Genomic DNA, 20,347 nt, shown 5'->3' on the forward strand with positions numbered 1-20,347 from the left:
CAAACAATATATAACGATGACCAACAATCTAGATAAACCCGCCCCACCCCACCAATAACCCACATCAACCTGAATTTTGCATCGAATGTTAAAATGTAGGTGATGATTTTTCTTTTGGTGGGGGCGGGTTTGAGAGATTGTCGATTTCAGGCAATTATTGTTGGTGAAACCCGCCCTACAAAATTATATTTTTTAATCACGGGAGTAATTACAATGGAACCTGAAAAGGTCATCGCTATCTTTCTCAAATGGCTGCACGAAAATCCGAGTATCTTCACGCCGACAGCCTGGAAAAAATTACCCCAATTAGAGGAAGAAATAGCAGAATCCGCAGATGATGAATTGTTTCCCATTGCTTTTACTATCAGCAAGTGGTGTGGCAAGAATGGATTGGGAGAACAATTAAGAGATTGTCTGCGAAAAGATTTCGACGATGCGGGCGAACCCACCCCAAGTACAACACCGCCGCTAACCAATATCACTCAAACTCTGCGTACCAGCATTGAAGATAGCTACAAAAAGCTTCAACAAATCGCAGCAAATAATCAATCAGATACCAGCAATGACTCCAAGTAGCCAAATCTATGCCCCCAACGTTTATTTATTTGCCTTTCACCTCTGCAACGCCCTAGAATCAGAGTCTAATTCCCCTGTAGAATCCGCCCGTTTGTGGCAGAAGTGCAATGAGATTTTGCAAACTAAATTAGCAGTCAGTACAAAATTTAATGACAGCTATTTGCACAAAAAAGAGGAACCTGTCGGCTTCCGAGTTAACCTGATTAATAAACATAAAGAAGTTGTTCGCAACCGCAATTCTCTACCCTTTGACAAGGAGATTTCGGTTGAGAATCAGCCAATTACTCTCAAGGGTTTTGCCCAACCGCTGCGAATTGATGACAGCTATGCCCTGGGTTTACAAATTCGCGTTCCCGAAAAAGTTAACGGCATTAAAACACCTGCTGTCGATGTTAGCATCTTCAAGGAATTTAATCCCGATAACTGCTTGCTGCCGGATTTCGTGCAGAGTTATTTCGGGCAAACTCTGCTGCTTACGGCTTGGCTGAGTGTCGAACAAAATCAGGCGGCGCGGGCAGATTCGCAGTTTCTCCAAGCTTTAGGCAAACAGTGTCTAGAAAAGTTGATTTCTGGTCAAAATCTGCCGGATTTTTACCGTCAAGGCGAGTTATTCGGCAGTCCGATTTTGGAGTACGGCAATCCGAGTCAGCCCAATAGTTACTGTCACATTATTATCTGGTTTTTCAACAGTCCGACAACTGATGAAATCTGGGATGAGACGCGGTACAGCGATTTTATGGATTTGTTTTTGTACCGAAATAAGATTCTTCGCGCTTATCACGACAGCCGCAAGCTTTACGCCGTGACTCGCGAGGAATACAAACAAATTGAACTGGATATTGACAAGACTTTTAAGTATTTGCAGCGAGATAAAGCTCAGCAGAGGCAATCGAAAGGTGCGGGTTTAAAGGAGGAAGAATTAAAATCTCTGCAAACTCAGATGATTGAGATGCCGCCTCGGGCTGTGAAGTATGCCCGAATGCTGATTGATTTGGAGTTTCGCCAAAATACGATCGCCATTAATGCCCAAAATTACCAAGATAAATTAAATCAAATAAGTCTTGACATCAAAGCAGCTAAAAAGTACAATGATAGTGATGCCAATTTAAGTTTCCTCGAAACATTCAGCAAAGAAACTTGCCCGCAGTTTCAAAGGCAGATTCAAGCAGATTTAGGCTATTTCAAACACGGTTCCGGCTTGCTAGACCAAGCAACTGAGGCAATTAGAGCTATTGTGGCGATCGAAGAAGCTTATCGGGATGCAAAATTAGAAGTCACGATTCAAGCTGTCGGCTTTGGTTTGGGAGTAGCCGGGGTAGTGGCTGGAAGTTCTCCTTATTTAATTAAACAAGACCCGCCGAATCAAATTGTTGCTTTGCCTTTGCCTTTCCTGAAGGTGGGAATTAATTCTTTTGCCTTCGTATTGTTGATTAGTATCGGTGCCGGGGCTCTAGTTTGGGGTGTGGTTATGTTGAGTGCCAATTCCAAGAATCTACTAGGTAAGTTCAAGAATCTACTAAATAGAAATAAACAGTTGCCGCCGCCATAATCCCGGTTCCGGGCGGGCAAATCACCCGCCCCAGAACAAGATTGAGCTTAATATTGAGGTACAGACGGGTCTACTTCTTCACTCCAAGCAGTAATCCCGCCCTTAACATTAATCCCCTCAATTCCCGCTTCCTTCAAAATCCCCAAAGCCTTCGCAGAACGTCCGCCCATTTTGCAGTGTGCAATTAAGCGGTGGCCGTTCAACAATTCCTTGACCTTAGCGACACCTGCGCCGTGTTCGATATCCGGCAAAGGAACCAAAACCGACCCAGGAATTTGACAAATTTGATACTCATTGGGATTGCGAACATCCAACAATACAAAATCCTTCGCACCGCTGTCGATTAACTCCTTAAGTTCTGCGACAGTCATCTCAGGAATTTGCGTTTGCTGACTTGCTTCCTGCGCTTTTGATTGAGGAATGCCGCAGAATTCTTCGTAATCGATTAACTTTTCAATTACCGGGCGTACTGGATTCGGCCGCAGTTTCAATTGCCGGAACGTCATATCTAAGGCATTGTAAAGCAACAGTCTGCCGCTCAAAGTAGTGCCTTGACCCAAGATAATTTTGATAGCTTCCGTTGCTTGGATAGAACCGACAACTCCGCACAAAACGCCTAAAACGCCGCCTTCTGCACAAGAAGGAACCATCCCAGGAGGCGGGGGTTCTGGGTACAAATCGCGATAATTCGGGCCGCCTTCGTAGTTGAAAACTGTTGCTTGCCCTTCAAATCGGAAGATAGAACCGTAGACGTTAGGCTTGTTTAGAAGCACGCAAACGTCGTTCATCAAATAGCGAGTCGGGAAATTGTCCGTACCGTCGATAATGATATCGTAAGGAGTGGCAATGTCGATCGCATTTTCCGAACTAACGCGAGTCTCGTACAAATCAACCTGACAAAAAGGATTAATTTCTAAAATCCGATTTTTAGCCGACTCAATCTTCGGTTTCCCAACCCAAGAAGTGCCGTGAATTACTTGCCGCTGCAAATTAGAATGGTCTACAACATCAAAGTCTACAATCCCAATGCGGCCAACACCGGCGGCTGCTAAATACAGCAGCAGCGGCGAACCGAGGCCTCCCGTACCGATGCAGAGCACGCTGGCAGCTTTGAGACGCTTTTGCCCTTCCAATCCAACTTCTGGGAGGATCAGGTGGCGAGAGTAGCGTTCGTATTCTTGTTTGTTGAGCTGGATCTCGTCCAGATTAGGATTTAGCATGATATTGTGTGTAGCGCAGATTTTGAATTACATCCTATCTGAATCTTTCGCATTTTTGCGTGTTTGTTATTTTTACTAATTATTTCTTAATCTCAGTCGGTTCCACTAGGCGAATTTCCTCTGGTTGAAAGTTCCCCTCTCCGTCAAGACTCCAACTGCGGAGGTCTTCCGAACAGCCTTGTCGGACTGACACAATGATGTAAGAGTATTCGGCCCAGGCCAATGTCCGATCGCACTCTGAGGGCACTGCGGGACAATCCGTGTGAGAATGATATATGCCGATAATATCCAGACTGCGATCGCGCCCGTGTTTCATCGCCCGCAACATATCTTCGGGCCGAATAGCATATCTGCGTCTTTCTGTCAATCCTTTTTGTTCAGGCCAATTCTCCTCAGCTTCCGCACTCCAAGCATTGTCAGTCGGCCAAACTTCTACCACAGTTTTAACATCGCTAGTAACTCGACCGAGCAACAAACCGCAGCATTCTTCAGGATAAGCGCTTTCGGCGTGGGTACGCATGGATAAAATATGAGAGTCGGAAAGTGCGATCGGCTGCATAGGATTTTAGTGTAGATTTTTTTGTAAAGTGCGATCGGGCTTTTTTTTAAACGAACCGCGAAGACGCGAAGGACACGTTCGGCGAAGCCGTTCCCGAAGGGTAGGAAGACAAGATAAGGGAAGAGAAAGAACTCACAAAAGTAACCTCATTAATTACCTGCACTTAGATATCTAAACGTTAGATTTTTCCACTATTTCTCACTCCTATTCTCTGTGTCCTCTGCGCCCTCTGCGGTTCATAAAAAAGTTACTGTAGGGTGCGCCGGGTCGCGCACCTTACCCCTTAGTTAATGTAGCTATTTAGCCCTCAATTGCAATCAAGTTGCAATTAAGAGGGAGTTTGCTGCAACTCAGGGCGTTCATCTGGAACGATCGCACCTTCGACAGGACACACCTGCAAACAAATGCCGCAGTCAATACAGGTATCAAAATCAATCCAAAACCAATCAGTACCCTTGACATTTTTGCCAGGACCGGGATGAATGCAAGCAACCGGACAAGCGCCAACGCAATCAGCAATTCCCTCGCAAATATTCGTAACAATAGTGTGTGCCATAGTGTTCTCTCAAAACATTTTAGGTAGATAGGGAATTAGCAATTAGCAATTGGCAAAACCTTCTCTGAATCAGCAGGATACATAATATCATATCCGGTGACTTTTAACCAATTACCAACTACTAATTACCAATTACCAATTAGGCTAATTTACCGTTTCAATTGTTGGCAATCCTTCGGCATTTACCCAAGCAATTTGAGCAATTCGTCGATCGCGCGCGTATTCCCGCGCCGACTCTGCTGTCTCCCGACTCTCTAAATCTATTTCCACCCGAACTAGGTGAGTAGAGTCTCGGAGTTTGCGAGCGTAAGCAAACGCGGCTGCACTAGCTTCAGGAGTTTGAGCCACAACCAACCAGTCGCTAGCTGGCGTCTGGGTGGGCAATTGCCCCTCTGTCAGCAAAACTTGGTGCAAATCTTCAATATTCAGACAAAACCCGATGCCGGGGGAATTTTGCCCTTGGGGATCGAACAGTCCCAACAGTTGGTCGTAGCGTCCCCCTTGTCCTAAAACTCGCTGTCCTGTCTTGCTGCTGCTGACAACTTCAAACACAATTCCAGTGTAGTAGTCAAATGTTTGAATTAAACTCAAATCGAGGTGAATGTGAGATTTGAGATTGGGAATTTTTGACTGACATTGGTGCAGCAATTCGATCGCCGATTTGAGATTGTTTAACGCGGCTTGCTGCGGCAAATCTAAATCCAGCTTGGCAACAATTGGCAACACCTCTTCTGGCCGGCCGCGCAAGTCAAATAACAGCAGAGCTCTTTCTCGCAATTCGGTTGACAGCGGCAAAGTTTCCAAGGCAATTCGATCGAGATTGGCGATCGCCCCCCGAACTTTTTGGCGCACGTTTGGCGGAAACGGTTCTAGCAATGTTGCAGTCAAGCCCGCTTCTCCCAAAACCAAATGCCACTCATCAATTTCCAAGCTCTGCAAGCACTCAGACAGCAGCAGCAGCACTTCCGCATCCGCAACCGCCCCCCCCGCGCCTAGGAGCTCTACGCCAGCTTGATAGAACTCCTGTTGCCCGCCTGAGCCAGTATCTGGGCCTTTGCGGAACACGTTAGCGTTGTAGTAGAGGCGCTGAGGCTGCCAGCGAGTCCCGGCCATCCGCATTGCAGCCGCCCGGGCGATCGAAGCTGTCAATTCCGGCCGCAAACCAAGTTCTCCATCCTCGGCGTCTTGCAGTTGAATTAAGGTCGATCGGTCGATCGCACCCCCAGCCATCAATGTCTCCAGCCTTTCTAGAGTAGAGGTAATAATCCGGTGGTAGCCCCAGCGGTGAAAAACCTGCTGCAAGCGCCGTTCGATCGAAATTTTTTGAGCAACGTCAAGGGGCAATAAATCTCTTGCACCGGATGGGGGTTGGTGAACCATATCAATTTTAGATTTTAGACTTTAGATTTTAGATTGGGCCCAGAAGCTTAGCTTTATGGACGGTGTTAAAGTCGAACCAGGCAAGCTTAACATTCGACTTTAACAAATTAAGGTGTCATATCAATTTTAGATTTTAGATTTTAGATTTTAGATTGGGCTTAGAAGCTTAGCTTTAGGGAACGCTGTTAAAGTCGAATCAGGCAAGCTTAACCTTCGACTTTAACAAATTAAGGCGTGATAGCGTTTTGGTTTGCATGGGAATAATCATTTTCCCGGTCAGTGCAAGCGTCCCGCTCTTTCTGGATCACCCGCGATCGCGGGACGCTCATATTGACGGTATAATTCCGACTGCGATCGGATGTGATCTCACCCAGTCTTGATTGTTTTGCTCGATCTCACTCCACTGCTGTGCAGTTTACCAATTTCTAAATATTCCTGACTCACAACTCACAACTTCTCACTTCTTCTTCCCGCCAAACAAACTTGCAAAAAATCCTGGTTTATCATCACCTTTTTTGGCCTTTGCGGAAGCTTGTTCCAGCTTTTTCTTAACCTCTAAAGCCGTCGGTTCTTCAGGATTTGATGCCAAAGCTTTGTTCATCTCAAGTTTTGCCATTGTGGCTTGATTTTGTTCAACGTAACACATTGCTAACAAAGCGTGGGACTTGCTGTGTTTCGGATCACGTTTCACCGCTTCTTTCAACTCTAAAATTGCTTTGGCGTAACTTTTGCTGTCCATGAATCCTTGAGCTCGGCGGCAATAGGCTTCGGTCTGCACGTTTGGGGGTTCGACTTTAGGCGGAGGAGGAGGCGGGGGTGCGGTGTCTCGGGTTGCTGCTGCGGTTTTTTCTTTGCTAGGTGGGGTTGTGGCTGTTGCAGATGAACCGGGTGCAACCCCACCACCACCAACCCGCTCTTTTCGCAGCAGGTAAACCATGTTAAGTTCGCTAATTTGATCGATCGCCTCTTGCGTTTCCTTAACTGATTCGTACTGCTTGAGAGCGAGTTTGCTAACTGCTGTTTTGTAAGCTTCTTCCCAATTTTGAGCGGTAACTAACTGTTTGGCTGCTTCGCTTTCGATTTGCATTTTCGCCTGTTCTTTCGCGACGCGCTTGCCGATGGCTGTTAATAGCAGGCTGTATTCTTTGCGATCGCTTTCCTTGGAGAATTTGTTGTAAGCCGGATTGACTACTTTTGACAAAAATTGGTTAGCCCAATCTTTATCGGCTTGGCTTTCAAAAGAGCAAGTATCCGAATGCAACCGGCGGGCGATTTTCATGTAGCGCTTGCGGATGTCGTTAAACTCGGCGTCTAAGGGAATTCCCAAAATTGCGTGCTGATCTGTAAAGTCATACTTGAACAGCCCTTTTGTCATTTCAAAAGACATAACTTTTACTCTTCCTTTCCTGGCTTTTCACTATTCTTTAATGTAGCTTGAGTCAAGGGGTTCTGACCCCCGTACTACCCCCGATCTATTGCTGGGGGGCGCTACTTCCATGAAGATAAGGGAGGAACGGCTAGCAGTGCGCCGCTGAGTTCGGCGTGTATTTTGCCGTTTGTGGCCAAAATCCGACCCGAGTTCATCTCAAAGGCACTACCGTCATAAGCTGTAATTTGACCTCCGGCTTCGGAGACGATGACTACACCTGCTGCTACGTCCCAAGGGGCGAGTCCCCGTTCCCAATAGCCGTCCGATCGCCCCATCGCGAGGTGTGCGAGGTCTAGGGATGCCGAACCGCTGCGCCGCACGCCTTGGGTGAGGTGGGTGAGGTGACAGAATTCGGCATAGTTATTGTCTGCTGTTTCGCGCCGATCGTATGCAAAGCCAGTGACTAGCAAGCTGGTTCTCAATTCTGAGATTTGGGAAACTTCGATCGGCGAACGGTTGCAGGTTGCTCCCAATCCTTTGCCTGCCCGAAACAATTCGTTATGAAAAGGGTCGTAAATTACTCCAATTTGTGGTATTCCGTCGATTAAAAGTCCGATCGACACGGCCCAAAAAGGATATTGGTGAGCATAATTTGTTGTGCCGTCCAAAGGGTCGATCGCCCACAGGTATTTGCTGCTGGCATCCCCTAATTTGCCGGATTCTTCGGCGAGGATGGCGTGGTCGGGTACGTGGCGACCGAGAATTTCTAAGATGACGGCTTCTGAGGCTTTGTCGGCTTCTGTTACTAAATCGCCCGAGCGACCTTTTTCTTGAATTTTTTCTAATTTTCCGCAGAAAGATTTCAGGACGGAACCGGCGGCTAGGGCTGCTTCGGTGGCTATTTCTAAGAAGTTTTGCAGTTGATTGTCAGTCATTAGGAAGAGGGAAGTACGAACCGCGAAGACGCGAAGGACACGAAGGAAGAGGGAAGAAGGAAGAAGGAAGAAGGAAGAGGGAAGAATGAAATCATTGCTCATTAGTTATTAGTTATAACTGAGGAGTTTTTAGTCCTTGACTAATGACTAATGACTCATGATTATTTCCGATTTTGCTGGCGAAATTCTGCGGGAGTTTGGCGCAAAGCTCGTTCTGGATTCCACAGACCTTTACCCATGAGTCTCGCCCATTCTTGAGCGTTGATGAGTCGCTGCTGGTATTTGGTGTTGGGCGATCGCACTGATGCCAGGGCATAACCTTCTTTGATTAGCTGTTCGTTGAGCAAAATTTTATCTTGCCACAAGTAGGCTAGTTTGCGATCGAACTGGTCTTTCTCTTGGATGTCGGATTCTAACAATACCTGTTTTCCCCCAATTAGCTGTTCTAGTCTTTGTTTGGCTGCTTCTCCCCAAGGCTGCTGTTTTAAATCCGGCGCATCAATACCAATCAGCCTGATTTGTTCTAATAAGGCTATTTTGTCGGCTGTACTGATAACTTCGATTGTTTGGCCGCTGATGGCCCTTTCTACTTTGGCGATCGTACCTTGGGGAATTTCTGGTTTTTGGCAGCTAGCTAACAACAGACAAAGGGCGATCGCACATAACCGATAAAGCATGGATAACTGGTAGTTGATTATTTATCAATTTGCCTCACTCTTCATCCAACGGCAAACCGGCTCTAACTTTACCTTTGCCGAAGTAACGACCGAATTGCAGTTCGTACACTTCGTCTTCGTCTTGCGTCTCTACTTCGATGTTGGAACGGGGATAGCTGACGCACAGCAGGGCATAACCCTCTTTTTGCAGTTCCACAGAAAGCCCCATTGCTTCTGGCTGGTGCAGTTCCCCCGACTTGACGCGCACCGCACAGGCGGTACAAGCGCCGTTGCGACAGGAAAAGGGCAATTCTACTCCTTGGTTTTCGGCGCTTTGGAGGATGTAGCGGTCTTCGGGTACTCGCACGGTGTGGCGATCGCCTGTCTGTCTGTTATGAATTTTAATTGTGTAAGAGTTAGTCATGGAATTTTAGATTTTAGATTTTAGATTTTAGATTGGCGTGGGCGGGGCAAGATCCTTGAAATGAATGGGTTTGCGACCCCAGGAGGAGAACCCAAGCCTGCCCGTTTCACACCCTACCCATATTAAACAGCAAATTTATGTCGTTACCCCTTCCCAAATCAGATTTGTTCTGCTAATATAGTTTAGCTGTGGCTAAATAAATGAATTTAGCCCTGGAGAGGTGGCCGAGCGGTTGAAGGCGCACGCCTGGAAAGTGTGTTTAGGGCAACTTAACGAGGGTTCGAATCCCTCCCTCTCCGTTAAACAAGCTGTTTAGGCAAAAAAAACAGCTTGCAAACAAAATCTCTGATATGAGATAAATACTTTGATTAGAGCGATCGCCCTTGAATTCTTTTAGAAAAATCTAGGGCGATAGCTTTTCAATGTTGGAAGTGTAATTTAGGGCGATCGCGCCGAGCATAAACGCCCCGATATAATGCCAATAGTAGAAAACCATAGTGACGCTCCTACACCAATCGCCAGTGATATGGTCTAGGAGCGTCACTTAATTGTTTTTTGCAAATTTATCTTTGAACTAATCAGACCTTAATTCCGCAACGCCTAATAATCGGTAATATTCAGGGACGGCCGGCCTAGAGTCAGATGCCTCTGGAATGGGCATCGGGCATCGGGCATGGGTAATAGTTAGCGGTTACTGGTTAGTAGTTTTTCTAATCACAAATAACCCATGCCGTATTCGCAATGCCCAATTTCCAAATTAAATAAACAAGCTAGGTGAGATTTTAAAATAATCGCCTAGTGCCTTAGCTTGTGCCTTGCTAATCGCTCTTTTCCCATTCACAACCTCAGACACCACACCGCTCGATCCAATGATACCTACCAAGTCCGCTTGACGGGTGCCGCTGGATTCCATCTAAACTGCGGGGTACTCCCACCAGACCGCTAGACGCGGTTGGTGGCGAGGGGGATAGCAGGTCGGTGAGGAATCCCACCCCCGAACAACTTTGACAGCTCAAAGAGTGAGTGGGGTGGGTGACGAACCGACCATTACTCTGCGATATCACTCTGGTTTTCGACATATTTTCTAACTTGTTCAACGGTAACGCCACCACAAATGGCAACGAAATCGGCAACCGTCCAGAACGCTGGTTTACTACTGTAAATGAGGTTAACAATATCAGCAAATTCCTTGCAAATAAATCGACTTGAAATGGTCTTAATGTTGTTGGAAAGCGTCGCTTTTCGCGACATCTGGCGGGAAGTCAATGACTAGGTGAACGTGGTCTGGTTCACCGTTGAAATCTGTTAAATTGCTACCCCACTTTTCACAAGTGGTGGCAAGGATTTCAGGCAGCCTATGAAAAAATTTCTTGGTTGATGACCTTTTTTCGGTACTTTGTCACTAGCACGCTTGTGAATATTAAGCGAATATACGCAACGGTAGCCTTTGTTATAGCTCATAGCACTAAGCATGATATAATAATCCTATGCTACTCACTTATCAGTACCGATTGCAACCAAACCAAGAACAGGCGGCGACTTTGAGCCACTGGGGTGAATTGTTGCGTCGGCATTGGAACTATGCTGTTGGACAAAGATTAGATTACCTTCGTCGCACCCGCTCTTCAATCGATAGATGCAGTCTGATAAGTGAGCCAATTGGTGAGATTCCTGCACGAGTTGATTACTATTCACAAGCTACCAATTTAAAGGAAACAAAATCATTATTTCCTGAATATAAAGATATTTATGCTGACTGCCAACAGCAAAATTTAATGCGGTTGGATAAGGCTTGGAAACGATGGTTAGTTCCCGATAAAAGCGGTAAGAGAGGCGGTAAACCCAGGTTTAAGAAACAGGGTGATATTTGTTCGATTACATTTCCAAGAGTCAATTCTGCCAAAGCCGGAGCGCACTTAAGTAGTAGCACTTTAAAGTTATCTAAAATTGGTGAGATTCCCGTAATCTTGCACCGTCCGATACCCGAGGGTTTGGATATTAAACAAGCAACAATCGTTAGCAAAGCTGATGGTTGGTATGTAAGTTTCGCACTTGAAGATAACACAGTACCGACTTCCTTACCTGTTGATAAAATTAAATCTGCGGTGGGAATTGATGTTGGATTAGAAAAGTTTCTAACTACTAGTGACGCTGAAGCAATTGCCGTTCCTCAGTTCTACCGCAAGGCTCAAGCTGTTCTAGCACGGAGACAACGCAAGTTAGGCAGACAGTCCAAGGGGTCTAACAACTATCAAAAACAAGCAAATAAAGTTGCTAGGTTGCATCTGCATATTGCCCGTCAACGCAAAGATTTTCATTATGCTGTAGCTCATTATTTATGTACAACTTACGATCTGATTGGATTCGAGAAATTGAATATCAAGGGTCTAGCTAGAACCAGATTAGCTAAATCAATACTCGATGTTGCATGGCGGACGTTCTTGAATATATTGCAAGCAGTAGCGGTAAGACGCGGTAAGCATACCCAAGAAGTTGATGCTAAAGGCACTAGTATGGAGTGTTTTAATTGTGAAGAAAGAGTTGTTAAAGACCTGTCTGTTCGTATTCATAATTGCCCCAATTGTTCGGTTTGTTTGGACAGAGATTTAAACGCTTCACTGAACATACTTAAACGGACGGTAGGACAACCGTTTGCTGCTTGTGGAGGCTTAGTCAGTAGACAGCCTGTGAGACAAGAACTCTCATTTGTGAATTTGAGAAGCCCCCGTCAGACGGCTTTTAGCGGTTGAGGGTGGGAGTTGTCACGATGTGTTGCAAAATCTCATGAGGCTCCGATTTGTCTATCGGATAATTTTCTCTCTCATAAACTTCAATCAGCGTGACTAACAACTTGTATAAAGCTCTCTCCTCTGGAGTGAGGTTTTTAGCAAACGTTAGCCGTTCTGCTACTGCCAGGAGGCGATCGTATTCCTCTTCGGTTTCGATCGTCCTAGGAGCGATTTGTGCAGGCAATTTGCTATAAGTGGCTCCATCAAAAGTAAGGATCATTTTTTTATTTGTCTTTGTCGTATTCAGCGTGGGTTAGGAAATAAATGTCAATTAGGGAATTTGAGATTTTAAATTTTAGATTTTAGATTGAGGTAATTTATATCGAACTTAGCATCAGCGAGATTTGCCCCTCTGAACGAAGTACCCTCAGCATTTCCAATCTCTCGAACAATAGCGGAGAAAGACACAAACGCAAACCAAAGATACAGCAGCGACAGCAAACCGAAACACATACCCCACAACAGTTTGTGAGTGCTCAGAAAAGCGCTCGCCGTTGCACTGAACAAAAAAGCCGCTGCGTAAGTCGCCACACTTCCAGCCGATGCGATCGCCACCTGTGCAAATTGACCGCGAATCCGGGAACTCACAAAAAACATTAACACCCCGCCGATCGCCATTCCAGCAAGAGCAGCCTGGGAATTATTATTAGTTGCAGTGCCCGCATAGAAAAATCCCAACAAAGCTCCTGATAGAATAGCAGAAATTGTTCGTGCCAATTTACCCAGTTTTGAGGTTTGTGGCTGTTTGCTGGCGATCGCCGAAGCGAAACCAGCAGCGCTCAAAACCCCGTACAGCAACAGAACAAAAGGCCAACTGCGAGAGTCCGCTACTTGTCCTTGAGTTCCCAAAATCAGTCGAGTCAGAACATCGCCCACAACCAAACAAATCGCGATCGCCCCAGCACTCAAAACAGCTATCTGTCGCCGAGAAAGCCCGATTTTCGCACCGATAAAATTCGCACCCGCTAACTGAGCATTTCTAAAATTGCAGCCTCGAACATCCGCACCGCTGAAATCAGCACCGTTAAGAACTTGTCCTTGGAACGATCGATTTCGTAAAATTTGATTGCTAAAATTATTGGAATCCGAATACTTCATATTAGTACAGGATGCTGGAAAATATATAAGAAATCTGTCAGTGTTCCCGTCCCCCATCTCAAATCTAAAATGGTATGACTGATCGACCCACTCTCAAACAAATTTGGCCGATTCTCGGTCTCGGAATATTGCTCGCACCAATACTACTCTACAACATTCCCTACTTTTTGCGTCCCGAACAAACCAACGAAGCCCGATCGCTCTTTCAAGGAATAGACTACCGCAGGGAATTTCGGACTAATCCGCGTCCCACCCTAATTCACATTGTTAGCATCGACCTAAAAGCGCCGGGAATAGGAATTTTTGTCACTCCCGGAAACCCAACACCCGATTTAACAGAAACCAATGCCCGCACCGCTACTGAATTCCTGAAAGAATTTAAATTGCAATTAGCAGTCAACGGCAATTTTTTTTATCCCTGCATCGAGAAAGCACCTTGGGATTACTATCCCCGCAGTGGCGATCGAGTAAATAATGTCGGACACGCCATTGCCAAAAGCCAAGCTTATTCTCAACCAGATCCAGGCTTTCCCGCCCTTTGTTTTGATGCCAAAAACCGCGCTCAAATAATCGAAAACGGCACTTGTCCTGCGGGGACAGCCTATGCAGTTGCCGGAGATACTTTACTGGTGAAAAATGGCAAACCCGTAGCACAAAGTCAGGAAGAACGCAAACAGGATAAACCCTATCCCCGTGCAGTGGCGGCGATCGACAAAACAGGCGACAAGTTGTGGTTAATTCTGGTAGACGGCAAGCAGAGGCTTTACAGTGAAGGGCTGAAATTGAGCGAAATAACTGATATTTCGATGCAGTTGGGAGCCGAGACAGTGCTAAATTTAGATGGCGGCGGGTCGGTAAGTTTTGCAGTAGCATCGCCGTCAAAAGCGAAACTGTTGAATGCTCCGATTCAGAATAAAATCCCCATGCAGGAACGTCCAATTGCCAATCATTTAGGATTTTATGCGCGGGAAAATTAGTGGTGTAAATTGCGCTTGTAGGTCCGATAACTGAGTTTTAAAGTGATTGTATTGTCCCCGGCACCCAAGCCGCTGCTTGTAAAAAATAGGCTGTTAAAACCTATTTAAAAAAATAAAGGATGCCTCCGCCTACTCAAATAAATAGGGTACTGATTGCCTTCATTACTAATACAAAAGCTCGCTTAAATACCCACAAAATTTCTGATTCAGCAGTGAAATTTTTTTAAATCTGCCCAAAATCCGGGAATAATTGCTAAAATTGTAAAGAAAAGTAACAAAAATATATAATTGGCTTATGAAAATTAGCGAAATCCAAGCAGCGCTGCAAAGTTCGGATTCTCAAGACAGGCTGCGGGGGGTAACGGCTCTGAGAAAGTGCGATTCTGCGGTGGCGCTACCGATGTTGCTGAGCAAAGTGGACGATCGCGAGTTTATGGTGCGATCGTTCGTGGCGATGGGATTGCGGCAGATTCAAACTGCGGAAGCTTTTGCGGCGCTGTTAAAAATGATGCAGTTCGATCGCGATCCGAACGTGCGAGCAGAAGCCGCTAACTCTTTGTCAAGGTTCGGAACCGAGGCAATTTCTCATTTAGTCGAAGCTTTTCGCCGCGATGACAATTGGCTCGTCCGCCGCAGTATCATGGCTCCGCTGTACGAAATGCAGTGTCCTGATGCAATATTTGAAATTTGTGCGATCGGTCTTGGCGGCGAAGATGTACCAGTTCAGGAAGCAGCAATTGACGGATGTGGTCTGCTGGCCAATACCCAGAAGCAAGAAGAGGCTTTGCAGCAATTATTACCTCTTGTGAGCGCGGATTACTGGGGAATTCGGCTGCGAGTTGCTCGCGCGCTGAGCAAATTTGACAATCCTCAAGCTCGCGCTGCTGTGAGCTATTTGGCAAAAGATCGAGATCATCGGGTTGCAGGTGCGACTTTGGAAGCTTCCCTGTAAAACAAGGGCTTACAAGATCGAGCAGACATTGGTAGCTGCCCTTAAACTCTTAAACCCGCCCCTAGATTAGCCCGATCGCGCTGCCCATCCCCAATTTATCAATGTTACGGATACAGTGCAACAAAGACCCGGCTTCGGGATTGTTTAGCAGTTATTTCGGTCACGAATGGGCTGAGAAATTTGTTGAGAAATTTTTGTTTGAAGATGCTGTGCCTTTAGCTGTAACCGCGAACTCGCGATGACCACTAAGTTTACATATATTTCTCAATAAAACAAGTTCGCCGTAATAAATTTAGTCAGGACTAGAAACCTCTCGATTGAGTAAATAAAATCTCAAATCTCAAATCTCAAATAGACAATAAAAAAACTTGATTTTTTACTATCAACCTGTAGATTTAGGAGGTAAAATCTCTAATCTACAGGTTGATATCATTCTTGCTCAGCCTTTTTTAGATGCGGCGATCGCTAAAATTAAAAATTGGTTAGACTTACAGTATTACCAGATTCCACAAGGGTTTGAACTGAAGGAAGCTACAGTCGGCACAGGAAAAAAACAAAGTCAGGAAATCGTAACTACCAGTTAGACTTTTGCATCCCCGAATTTGCAGCAGTTTGGGGTGACTCACGTTAAGACGGCAGCTTGCAAGTTCTCAATTTTGTGATATTCCCGCATCTTAACTTTGATTTGCCGTTTTTTGGCGCGGATTTGGTAACGCTGCCGGGTTGCCATTTAATTACTTTGGATATGCAGCCTTTGTTTGGCGGCGACGCTCACTACCAGGCTAAGTGTACTGGGCATCAAACATATTTTTCAAGCTCATCAACCGCACCTTCCCTGGGGTGGCCACTTTCCAGAGGAAGCGAAGCAGTTTTTCTCGTGGCCGTTTCTGTGCACTCGCGCCAAGGAAACGGAAGTTGTGGAAACTCGCGTTTTTGCAGTGTTCAAAGACTATGTGGCGGGTGATTTGGATTTGGTCGATCGCGCCGAATCGGTGACATCGGGCACAAAGTTAGATAGTATCTGACAAGCTCAACTGTGCTATCTGCGGTATCGTGCCGAAAAAAACTCGGCCGAGGGAATGTTTAAGTGGTTCTACGGCGAGGAATGGACGCAAGAGTATATTCAAGGATTTTTGTTCAATTGGGAACGGAAGCTGGCACAATTGGTAAGTAACAAGAATTAATTTTAATAGAAGCTTCAGCCACTACACTAATAAGTGTAGGTTGGCATGAGGAAAATGCCAATGGTCAAAAAAAATCGCAATGTAGTTAGTTCCAATTCAGAGAGTAAAGTCAAAGTCGGACTTTCGCTGACTTCTTCTAGTGCCGCTCGATTAAACGTGATCGCTCAAAAGCTCGGAATATCAAGGTCGGAACTCCTAGAACGCTTGGCACAAGGCGCTCTGGATATTTCTAAGGACAAGACGGAAGTTACTGTCACTTGGAAAAAAGGTGAAGAAACGCAGGTAGAGACCCCCGACTTGCAAGGGGAAACAGCCGAAGAAAGCGAAATTAATGACGCTGTAACGGCAGAAACTCTATCGGACTCGGTGAGTGTAAAGCCAAATCCGCTGCAAGAAAGTTACGAAAGTTTACAGCAGCAGTTGAGTGAACGCGAAAGTTCGATCGCTTCTTTGCAGCAGCAATTAGCTACCGAAAAGCAAAATCTCGAAAGCCAATTGCAGGAAACAGTAGCCAAGTCAAGTTACGAAAGTTTACAGCAGCAGTTGACGGAACGCGAAAGTTCAATCGCTTCTTTGCAGCAGCAATTAGCTACCGAAAAGCAAAATCTCGAAAGCCAATTGCAGGAAACAGTAGCCAAGTCAAGTTACGAAAGTTTACAGCAGCAGTTGACGGAACGCGAAAGTTCAATCGCTTCTTTGCAGCAGCAATTAGCTACCGAAAAGCAAAATCTCGAAAGCCAATTGCAGGAAACAGTAGCCAAGTCAAGTTACGAAAGTTTACAGCAGCAGTTGACGGAACGCGAAAGTTCGATCGCTTCTTTACAGCAGCAATTAGCTACCGAAAAGCAAAATCTCGAAAGCCAATTGCAGGAAACAGTAGCCAAGTCAAGTTACGAAAGTTTACAGCAGCAGTTGACGGAACGCGAAAGTTCGATCGCTTCTTTACAGCAGCAATTAGCTACCGAAAAGCAAAATCTCGAAAGCCAATTGCAGGAAACAGTAGCCAAGTCAAGTTACGAAAGTTTACAGCAGCAGTTGACGGAACGCGAAAGTTCGATCGAATCTTTGCAGCAGCAATTAGCTACCGAAAAGCAAAATCTCGAAAGCCAATTGCAGGAAACAGTAACCAAGTCAAGTTACGAAAGTTTACAGCAGCAGTTGAGTGAACGCGAAAGTTCGATCGAATCTTTGCAGCAGCAAGTCGCCGAAAGGGAACACCGGGAACACGAGTTTCAGCAACAGCTAGCAGAAAAATCCAGTGCTCTGGAATCTTTGCAGCAGCAAGTCGCCGAAAGAGAACACCGAGAACACGAGTTTCAGCAGCAGCTAGCAGAAAAATCCAGTGCTCTGGAATCTTTGCAGCAGCAATTCGCCGAAAGGGAACACCGAGAACACGAGTTTCAGCAGCAACTAGCCGAAAAATCCAGTGCTCTGGAATCTTTGCAGCAGCAATTCGCCGAAAGAGAACACCGGGAACACGAGTTTCAGCAGCAGCTAGCCGAAAAATCCAGTCTTCTGGAATCTTTGCAGCAGCAGCTAGCCGAAAGAGAACACCGGGAACACGAGTTTCAGCAGCAGCTAACCGAAAAATCCAGTGCTCTGGAATCTTTGCAGCAGCAGCTAGCCGAAAGAGAACACCGGGAACACGAGTTTCAGCAGCAGCTAGCCGAAAAATCCAGTGCTCTGGAATCTTTGCAGCAGCAACTGGCCGAAAGAGAACACCGGGAACACGAGTTTCAGCAACAGCTAGCCGAAAAATCCAGTGCTCTGGAATCTTTGCAGCAGCAACTGGCCGAAAAATCCAGTGCTCTGGAATCTTTGCAGCAGCAATTCGCCACCGAAAAGCAAAATCTCGAAAGCCAATTCCAGGAAACCGTGTCGAAGTCGAGTTACGAATCTTTGCAGCACGAGTTAGCAGAAAAGTCAAGTGCGATCGGCGACCTCCAAGTTAAATTGACCAAGTTGCAATATCTGGAAAATCAATTGGGCCAGAGTGCGGCGATACAGCGAAATTACGACGCTTTGCAGCAACAGTCTCAAGAACAGCTAAGAACCATCAAATCTTTACGGGAACAGCTAGCTCAAATGCAGGCTGTCGCGGGGATTGGCGAAGCTTATCTCAACAAGTGGCGGCGTCCCTGATTCTCCAATCGGCTACGGCAAAAACTCGGGTTGCTTTGGACGATCCGGCTGCACCTTACCCCTGAAATGTCCTGTCAACTCGGCCTCCTTCCTCTTGTAGCGATAGATTTCAACCTGTCGCTACAAGAGCTTTTTATTGCCAAATATGAGCATACTATTAAGAAATATTACAATAAATAAATTTATGACAGGCGATCGCACCCCTTTTGGCAAATCCAATCCAGCAGACACTAAGGGCCGCGTCACGGTAATTGGAGGCGGAATCGGCGGGCTGACAGCAGCAGCCCTGCTAGCACGCAGAGGATACAAAGTGCTAGTCTTAGACCAGGCGATCGTCCCCGGAGGATGCGCTTCCACCTTCAAACGCAAAGGCTTTACCTTCGATGTCGGCGCCACGCAGGTTGCAGGATTGGAACCCGGAGGCATTCACCACCGAATTTTCTCAGAATTAGACATAGAAATCCCCGCAGCCACACCCTGCGATCCCGCTTGTGCGGTGTTTTTGCCCGGAGAAACCGCACCGATTAGCGTCTGGCGAGATCCGCAAAAGTGGCAGGAAGAAAGACAGCGGCAGTTTCCCGGAAGCGAACGTTTTTGGCAATTATTGTCTGCATTGTTCAAAGCTAGCTGGAACTTTCAAGGGCGCGATCCAGTTTTACCGCCCAGAAACTTCTGGGATTTGTGGCAATTAATTCAAGCTGTTCGCCCCAATACTTTAATTACTTTGCCTTTCACTTTTATGACAGTTGGAGATGCTTTGCGGCTTTGCGGGTTGGGAGACAATTTGCGCTTGAGAACTTTTCTGGATTTGCAGTTAAAATTGTATTCTCAAGTCGATACAGAAGAAACGGCGCTACTTTACGCGGCGACGGCTTTAGGAGTTTCGCAAGAGCCGCAGGGATTGTATCATCTAAAAGGAAGTATGCAGGTGTTGAGCGATCGACTTGTAGAGGCGATCGAACTCTACGGAGGTCAAGTCTTATTGCGGCACACAGTTGAAAGTATTGTCACCGCCAACGGCAAAGCCACCGGTATAGTGATTCGCAATCAAAAAACCGACGAAGTTTGGACAGAAACAGCCGATCGCATTGTTGCCAACGTGACCGCGCAAAATTTAGTAAAATTGTTGTCAAGCGAGCCGAGTGTCGGAAATTTAACTGATAATTTAACTGATAATTTATCCGTTAAATCAGAGAGTTCAGAGACAAAAAACCAACTCCCAAATCAAATGGCAGGCTACAAATATCGAGTCGATAAATTGCCGCCCGCATCCGGTGCTTTCGTGATATATTTGGGAGTGCATGAAAGTGCAATTCCTGCCAATTGTCGGCCGCACCTTCAGTTTCTCTACGATTACGACGGCGAGATTGGGGAGAATAATTCATTATTTGTTTCAGTCAGCCATCCGGGAGATGGCCGAGCACCGAAGGGAATGGCCACAATTATCGCTTCGTCATTTACTGATACTCGAATGTGGTGGAATTCGGTTGATTATGAAGGATTGAAGCAAAAATATACTGTCGGGGCGATCGCCCGTTTGAGCGAATATTTCAATTTGACGCCAGAGTCGATCGTACATCAAGAAGCCGCCACACCCCGCACCTTTGCCCGCTACACAGCGAGAGATAGAGGCGTTGTGGGTGGTATTGGGCAGCGAATACCAACCTTCGGCCCCTTCGGATTTGCCAACCGCACACCAATTAAAAACTTGTGGTTAGTGGGCGACTCCACCCATCCCGGAGAAGGAACGGCAGGCGTTTCCTATTCTGCTTTAACAGTCGTGCGGCAAATGGAAGCCGCCTCTAAAATCTAAGAGGCCACCGCACCGTGCCGTTTCCCTAGCGCAAAAAATAATTAATCGCGCGAGAGATGTAACTATCGCGCGATTAAATTTAGGCGGAACTCAATACGGTTCAGTTAAGGCTCAAATAGTGGTAAATTAGGTATGGTGTCCAAAAATGGAGAGCAAGTAAGGTGCATC

Annotated in this window: 19 protein-coding genes, 1 tRNA gene and 3 pseudogenes; 12 read left to right on the top strand and 11 right to left on the bottom strand. The window is 46.1% G+C overall.

The window, feature by feature from the left end:
* Positions 1–213: 213 nt before the first annotated feature.
* The gene (locus QUA71_RS04210; RefSeq protein ID WP_333282531.1) at positions 214–576 is read left to right on the top strand and encodes a hypothetical protein; all 363 of its coding nucleotides are present in this window, start codon (positions 214–216) and stop codon (positions 574–576) included.
* Positions 563–2,125 carry a hypothetical protein gene (locus QUA71_RS04215; protein ID WP_333282535.1) on the top strand — a complete coding sequence of 521 codons (1,563 nt, stop codon included), beginning with the start codon at positions 563–565 and terminating at the stop codon, positions 2,123–2,125. The genes QUA71_RS04210 and QUA71_RS04215 overlap by 14 nt, the downstream gene beginning before the upstream one ends.
* Before the next feature lie 47 nt (positions 2,126–2,172).
* On the opposite strand, the gene moeB is transcribed toward QUA71_RS04215, so the two are convergent.
* From moeB to QUA71_RS04255, 8 genes are all read right to left on the bottom strand, one after another.
* A complete protein-coding gene (gene moeB / locus QUA71_RS04220) occupies positions 2,173–3,345 on the bottom strand; it encodes a molybdopterin-synthase adenylyltransferase MoeB (protein WP_006635692.1) in 1,173 nt (390 codons plus the stop codon).
* A gap of 79 nt (positions 3,346–3,424) precedes the next feature.
* A complete protein-coding gene (locus tag QUA71_RS04225; RefSeq protein WP_333282540.1) occupies positions 3,425–3,904 on the bottom strand; it encodes a M67 family metallopeptidase in 480 nt (159 codons plus the stop codon).
* A 328-nt stretch (positions 3,905–4,232) separates the two neighbouring features.
* On the bottom strand, positions 4,233–4,460 hold the full coding sequence (locus QUA71_RS04230; protein WP_006635695.1) for an indolepyruvate ferredoxin oxidoreductase subunit alpha: 228 nt from the start codon (positions 4,458–4,460) through the stop codon (positions 4,233–4,235).
* Between the two features lie 144 nt (positions 4,461–4,604).
* Positions 4,605–5,840 carry an ATP phosphoribosyltransferase regulatory subunit gene (locus QUA71_RS04235; RefSeq protein ID WP_333282543.1) on the bottom strand — a complete coding sequence of 412 codons (1,236 nt, stop codon included), beginning with the start codon at positions 5,838–5,840 and terminating at the stop codon, positions 4,605–4,607.
* A gap of 457 nt (positions 5,841–6,297) precedes the next feature.
* Positions 6,298–7,227 carry a tetratricopeptide repeat protein gene (locus QUA71_RS04240; RefSeq protein WP_333282546.1) on the bottom strand — a complete coding sequence of 310 codons (930 nt, stop codon included), beginning with the start codon at positions 7,225–7,227 and terminating at the stop codon, positions 6,298–6,300.
* Between the two features lie 101 nt (positions 7,228–7,328).
* Positions 7,329–8,144, bottom strand: a complete 816-nt coding sequence (locus QUA71_RS04245) for an inositol monophosphatase family protein (protein WP_333282548.1) — start codon at positions 8,142–8,144, stop codon at positions 7,329–7,331.
* 161 nt (positions 8,145–8,305) lie between these two features.
* Positions 8,306–8,821 carry a thermonuclease family protein gene (locus QUA71_RS04250; RefSeq protein ID WP_006635699.1) on the bottom strand — a complete coding sequence of 172 codons (516 nt, stop codon included), beginning with the start codon at positions 8,819–8,821 and terminating at the stop codon, positions 8,306–8,308.
* Positions 8,822–8,855: 34 nt separating this feature from the next.
* Positions 8,856–9,224, bottom strand: a complete 369-nt coding sequence (locus QUA71_RS04255) for a 2Fe-2S iron-sulfur cluster-binding protein (RefSeq protein ID WP_333282553.1) — start codon at positions 9,222–9,224, stop codon at positions 8,856–8,858.
* Positions 9,225–9,438: 214 nt separating this feature from the next.
* Between QUA71_RS04255 and QUA71_RS04260 the strand changes: the two genes are divergently transcribed.
* Positions 9,439–9,523: transfer RNA gene (locus QUA71_RS04260), tRNA-Ser, on the top strand.
* 748 nt (positions 9,524–10,271) lie between these two features.
* On the opposite strand, the pseudogene tnpA reads toward QUA71_RS04260, so the two are convergent.
* Positions 10,272–10,697 (bottom strand): annotated as a pseudogene (gene tnpA, locus QUA71_RS04265) (IS200/IS605 family transposase).
* A 14-nt stretch (positions 10,698–10,711) separates the two neighbouring features.
* Between tnpA and QUA71_RS04270 the strand changes: the two are divergent.
* Positions 10,712–11,974, top strand: coding sequence for a transposase (locus tag QUA71_RS04270; RefSeq protein WP_333282556.1), 1,263 nt, complete (start codon positions 10,712–10,714; stop codon positions 11,972–11,974).
* Here QUA71_RS04270 and QUA71_RS04275 read toward each other — a convergent pair.
* Entirely contained in the window at positions 11,964–12,233 is a 270-nt protein-coding gene (locus tag QUA71_RS04275) for a hypothetical protein (protein WP_333282559.1), read from the bottom strand. The two genes, QUA71_RS04270 and QUA71_RS04275, sit on opposite strands and share 11 nt — an antisense overlap.
* 68 nt (positions 12,234–12,301) lie before the next feature.
* A complete protein-coding gene (locus QUA71_RS04280; RefSeq protein WP_333282562.1) occupies positions 12,302–13,111 on the bottom strand; it encodes a pentapeptide repeat-containing protein in 810 nt (269 codons plus the stop codon).
* Between the two features lie 74 nt (positions 13,112–13,185).
* Here QUA71_RS04280 and QUA71_RS04285 point away from each other — a divergent pair, with 74 nt between their 5' ends.
* The 8 genes and pseudogenes from QUA71_RS04285 to QUA71_RS04320 all read left to right on the top strand — a co-directional run bounded on the left by QUA71_RS04285 (position 13,186) and on the right by QUA71_RS04320 (position 20,179).
* Positions 13,186–14,088, top strand: coding sequence for a phosphodiester glycosidase family protein (locus QUA71_RS04285; protein WP_333282565.1), 903 nt, complete (start codon positions 13,186–13,188; stop codon positions 14,086–14,088).
* Between the two features lie 295 nt (positions 14,089–14,383).
* Positions 14,384–15,040: a HEAT repeat domain-containing protein gene (locus tag QUA71_RS04290; RefSeq protein ID WP_333214724.1), complete on the top strand. Its 657-nt coding sequence runs from the start codon at positions 14,384–14,386 to the stop codon at positions 15,038–15,040.
* A 101-nt stretch (positions 15,041–15,141) separates the two neighbouring features.
* Positions 15,142–15,282, top strand: a complete 141-nt coding sequence (locus tag QUA71_RS04295) for a hypothetical protein (protein ID WP_333282568.1) — start codon at positions 15,142–15,144, stop codon at positions 15,280–15,282.
* Between the two features lie 126 nt (positions 15,283–15,408).
* Positions 15,409–15,624: a hypothetical protein gene (locus QUA71_RS04300; RefSeq protein WP_333282571.1), complete on the top strand. Its 216-nt coding sequence runs from the start codon at positions 15,409–15,411 to the stop codon at positions 15,622–15,624.
* A gap of 74 nt (positions 15,625–15,698) precedes the next feature.
* Positions 15,699–15,773 (top strand): annotated as a pseudogene (locus QUA71_RS04305) (phycoerythrobilin:ferredoxin oxidoreductase); the annotation flags it as partial.
* Positions 15,774–15,798: 25 nt separating this feature from the next.
* Positions 15,799–16,224, top strand: a pseudogene (locus QUA71_RS04310) (hypothetical protein).
* 60 nt (positions 16,225–16,284) lie between these two features.
* Positions 16,285–18,366 (top strand): ribbon-helix-helix protein, CopG family, encoded by a 2,082-nt coding sequence (locus QUA71_RS04315; protein WP_333282573.1) that lies wholly within the window; start codon positions 16,285–16,287, stop codon positions 18,364–18,366.
* Positions 18,367–18,550: 184 nt separating this feature from the next.
* Positions 18,551–20,179 carry an FAD-dependent oxidoreductase gene (locus tag QUA71_RS04320; RefSeq protein ID WP_333282587.1) on the top strand — a complete coding sequence of 543 codons (1,629 nt, stop codon included), beginning with the start codon at positions 18,551–18,553 and terminating at the stop codon, positions 20,177–20,179.
* Positions 20,180–20,347 lie beyond the last annotated feature (168 nt).

The sequence above is a fragment of the Microcoleus sp. MON1_C5 genome (assembly GCF_036701875.1).
Taxonomy (GTDB): domain Bacteria; phylum Cyanobacteriota; class Cyanobacteriia; order Cyanobacteriales; family Microcoleaceae; genus Microcoleus.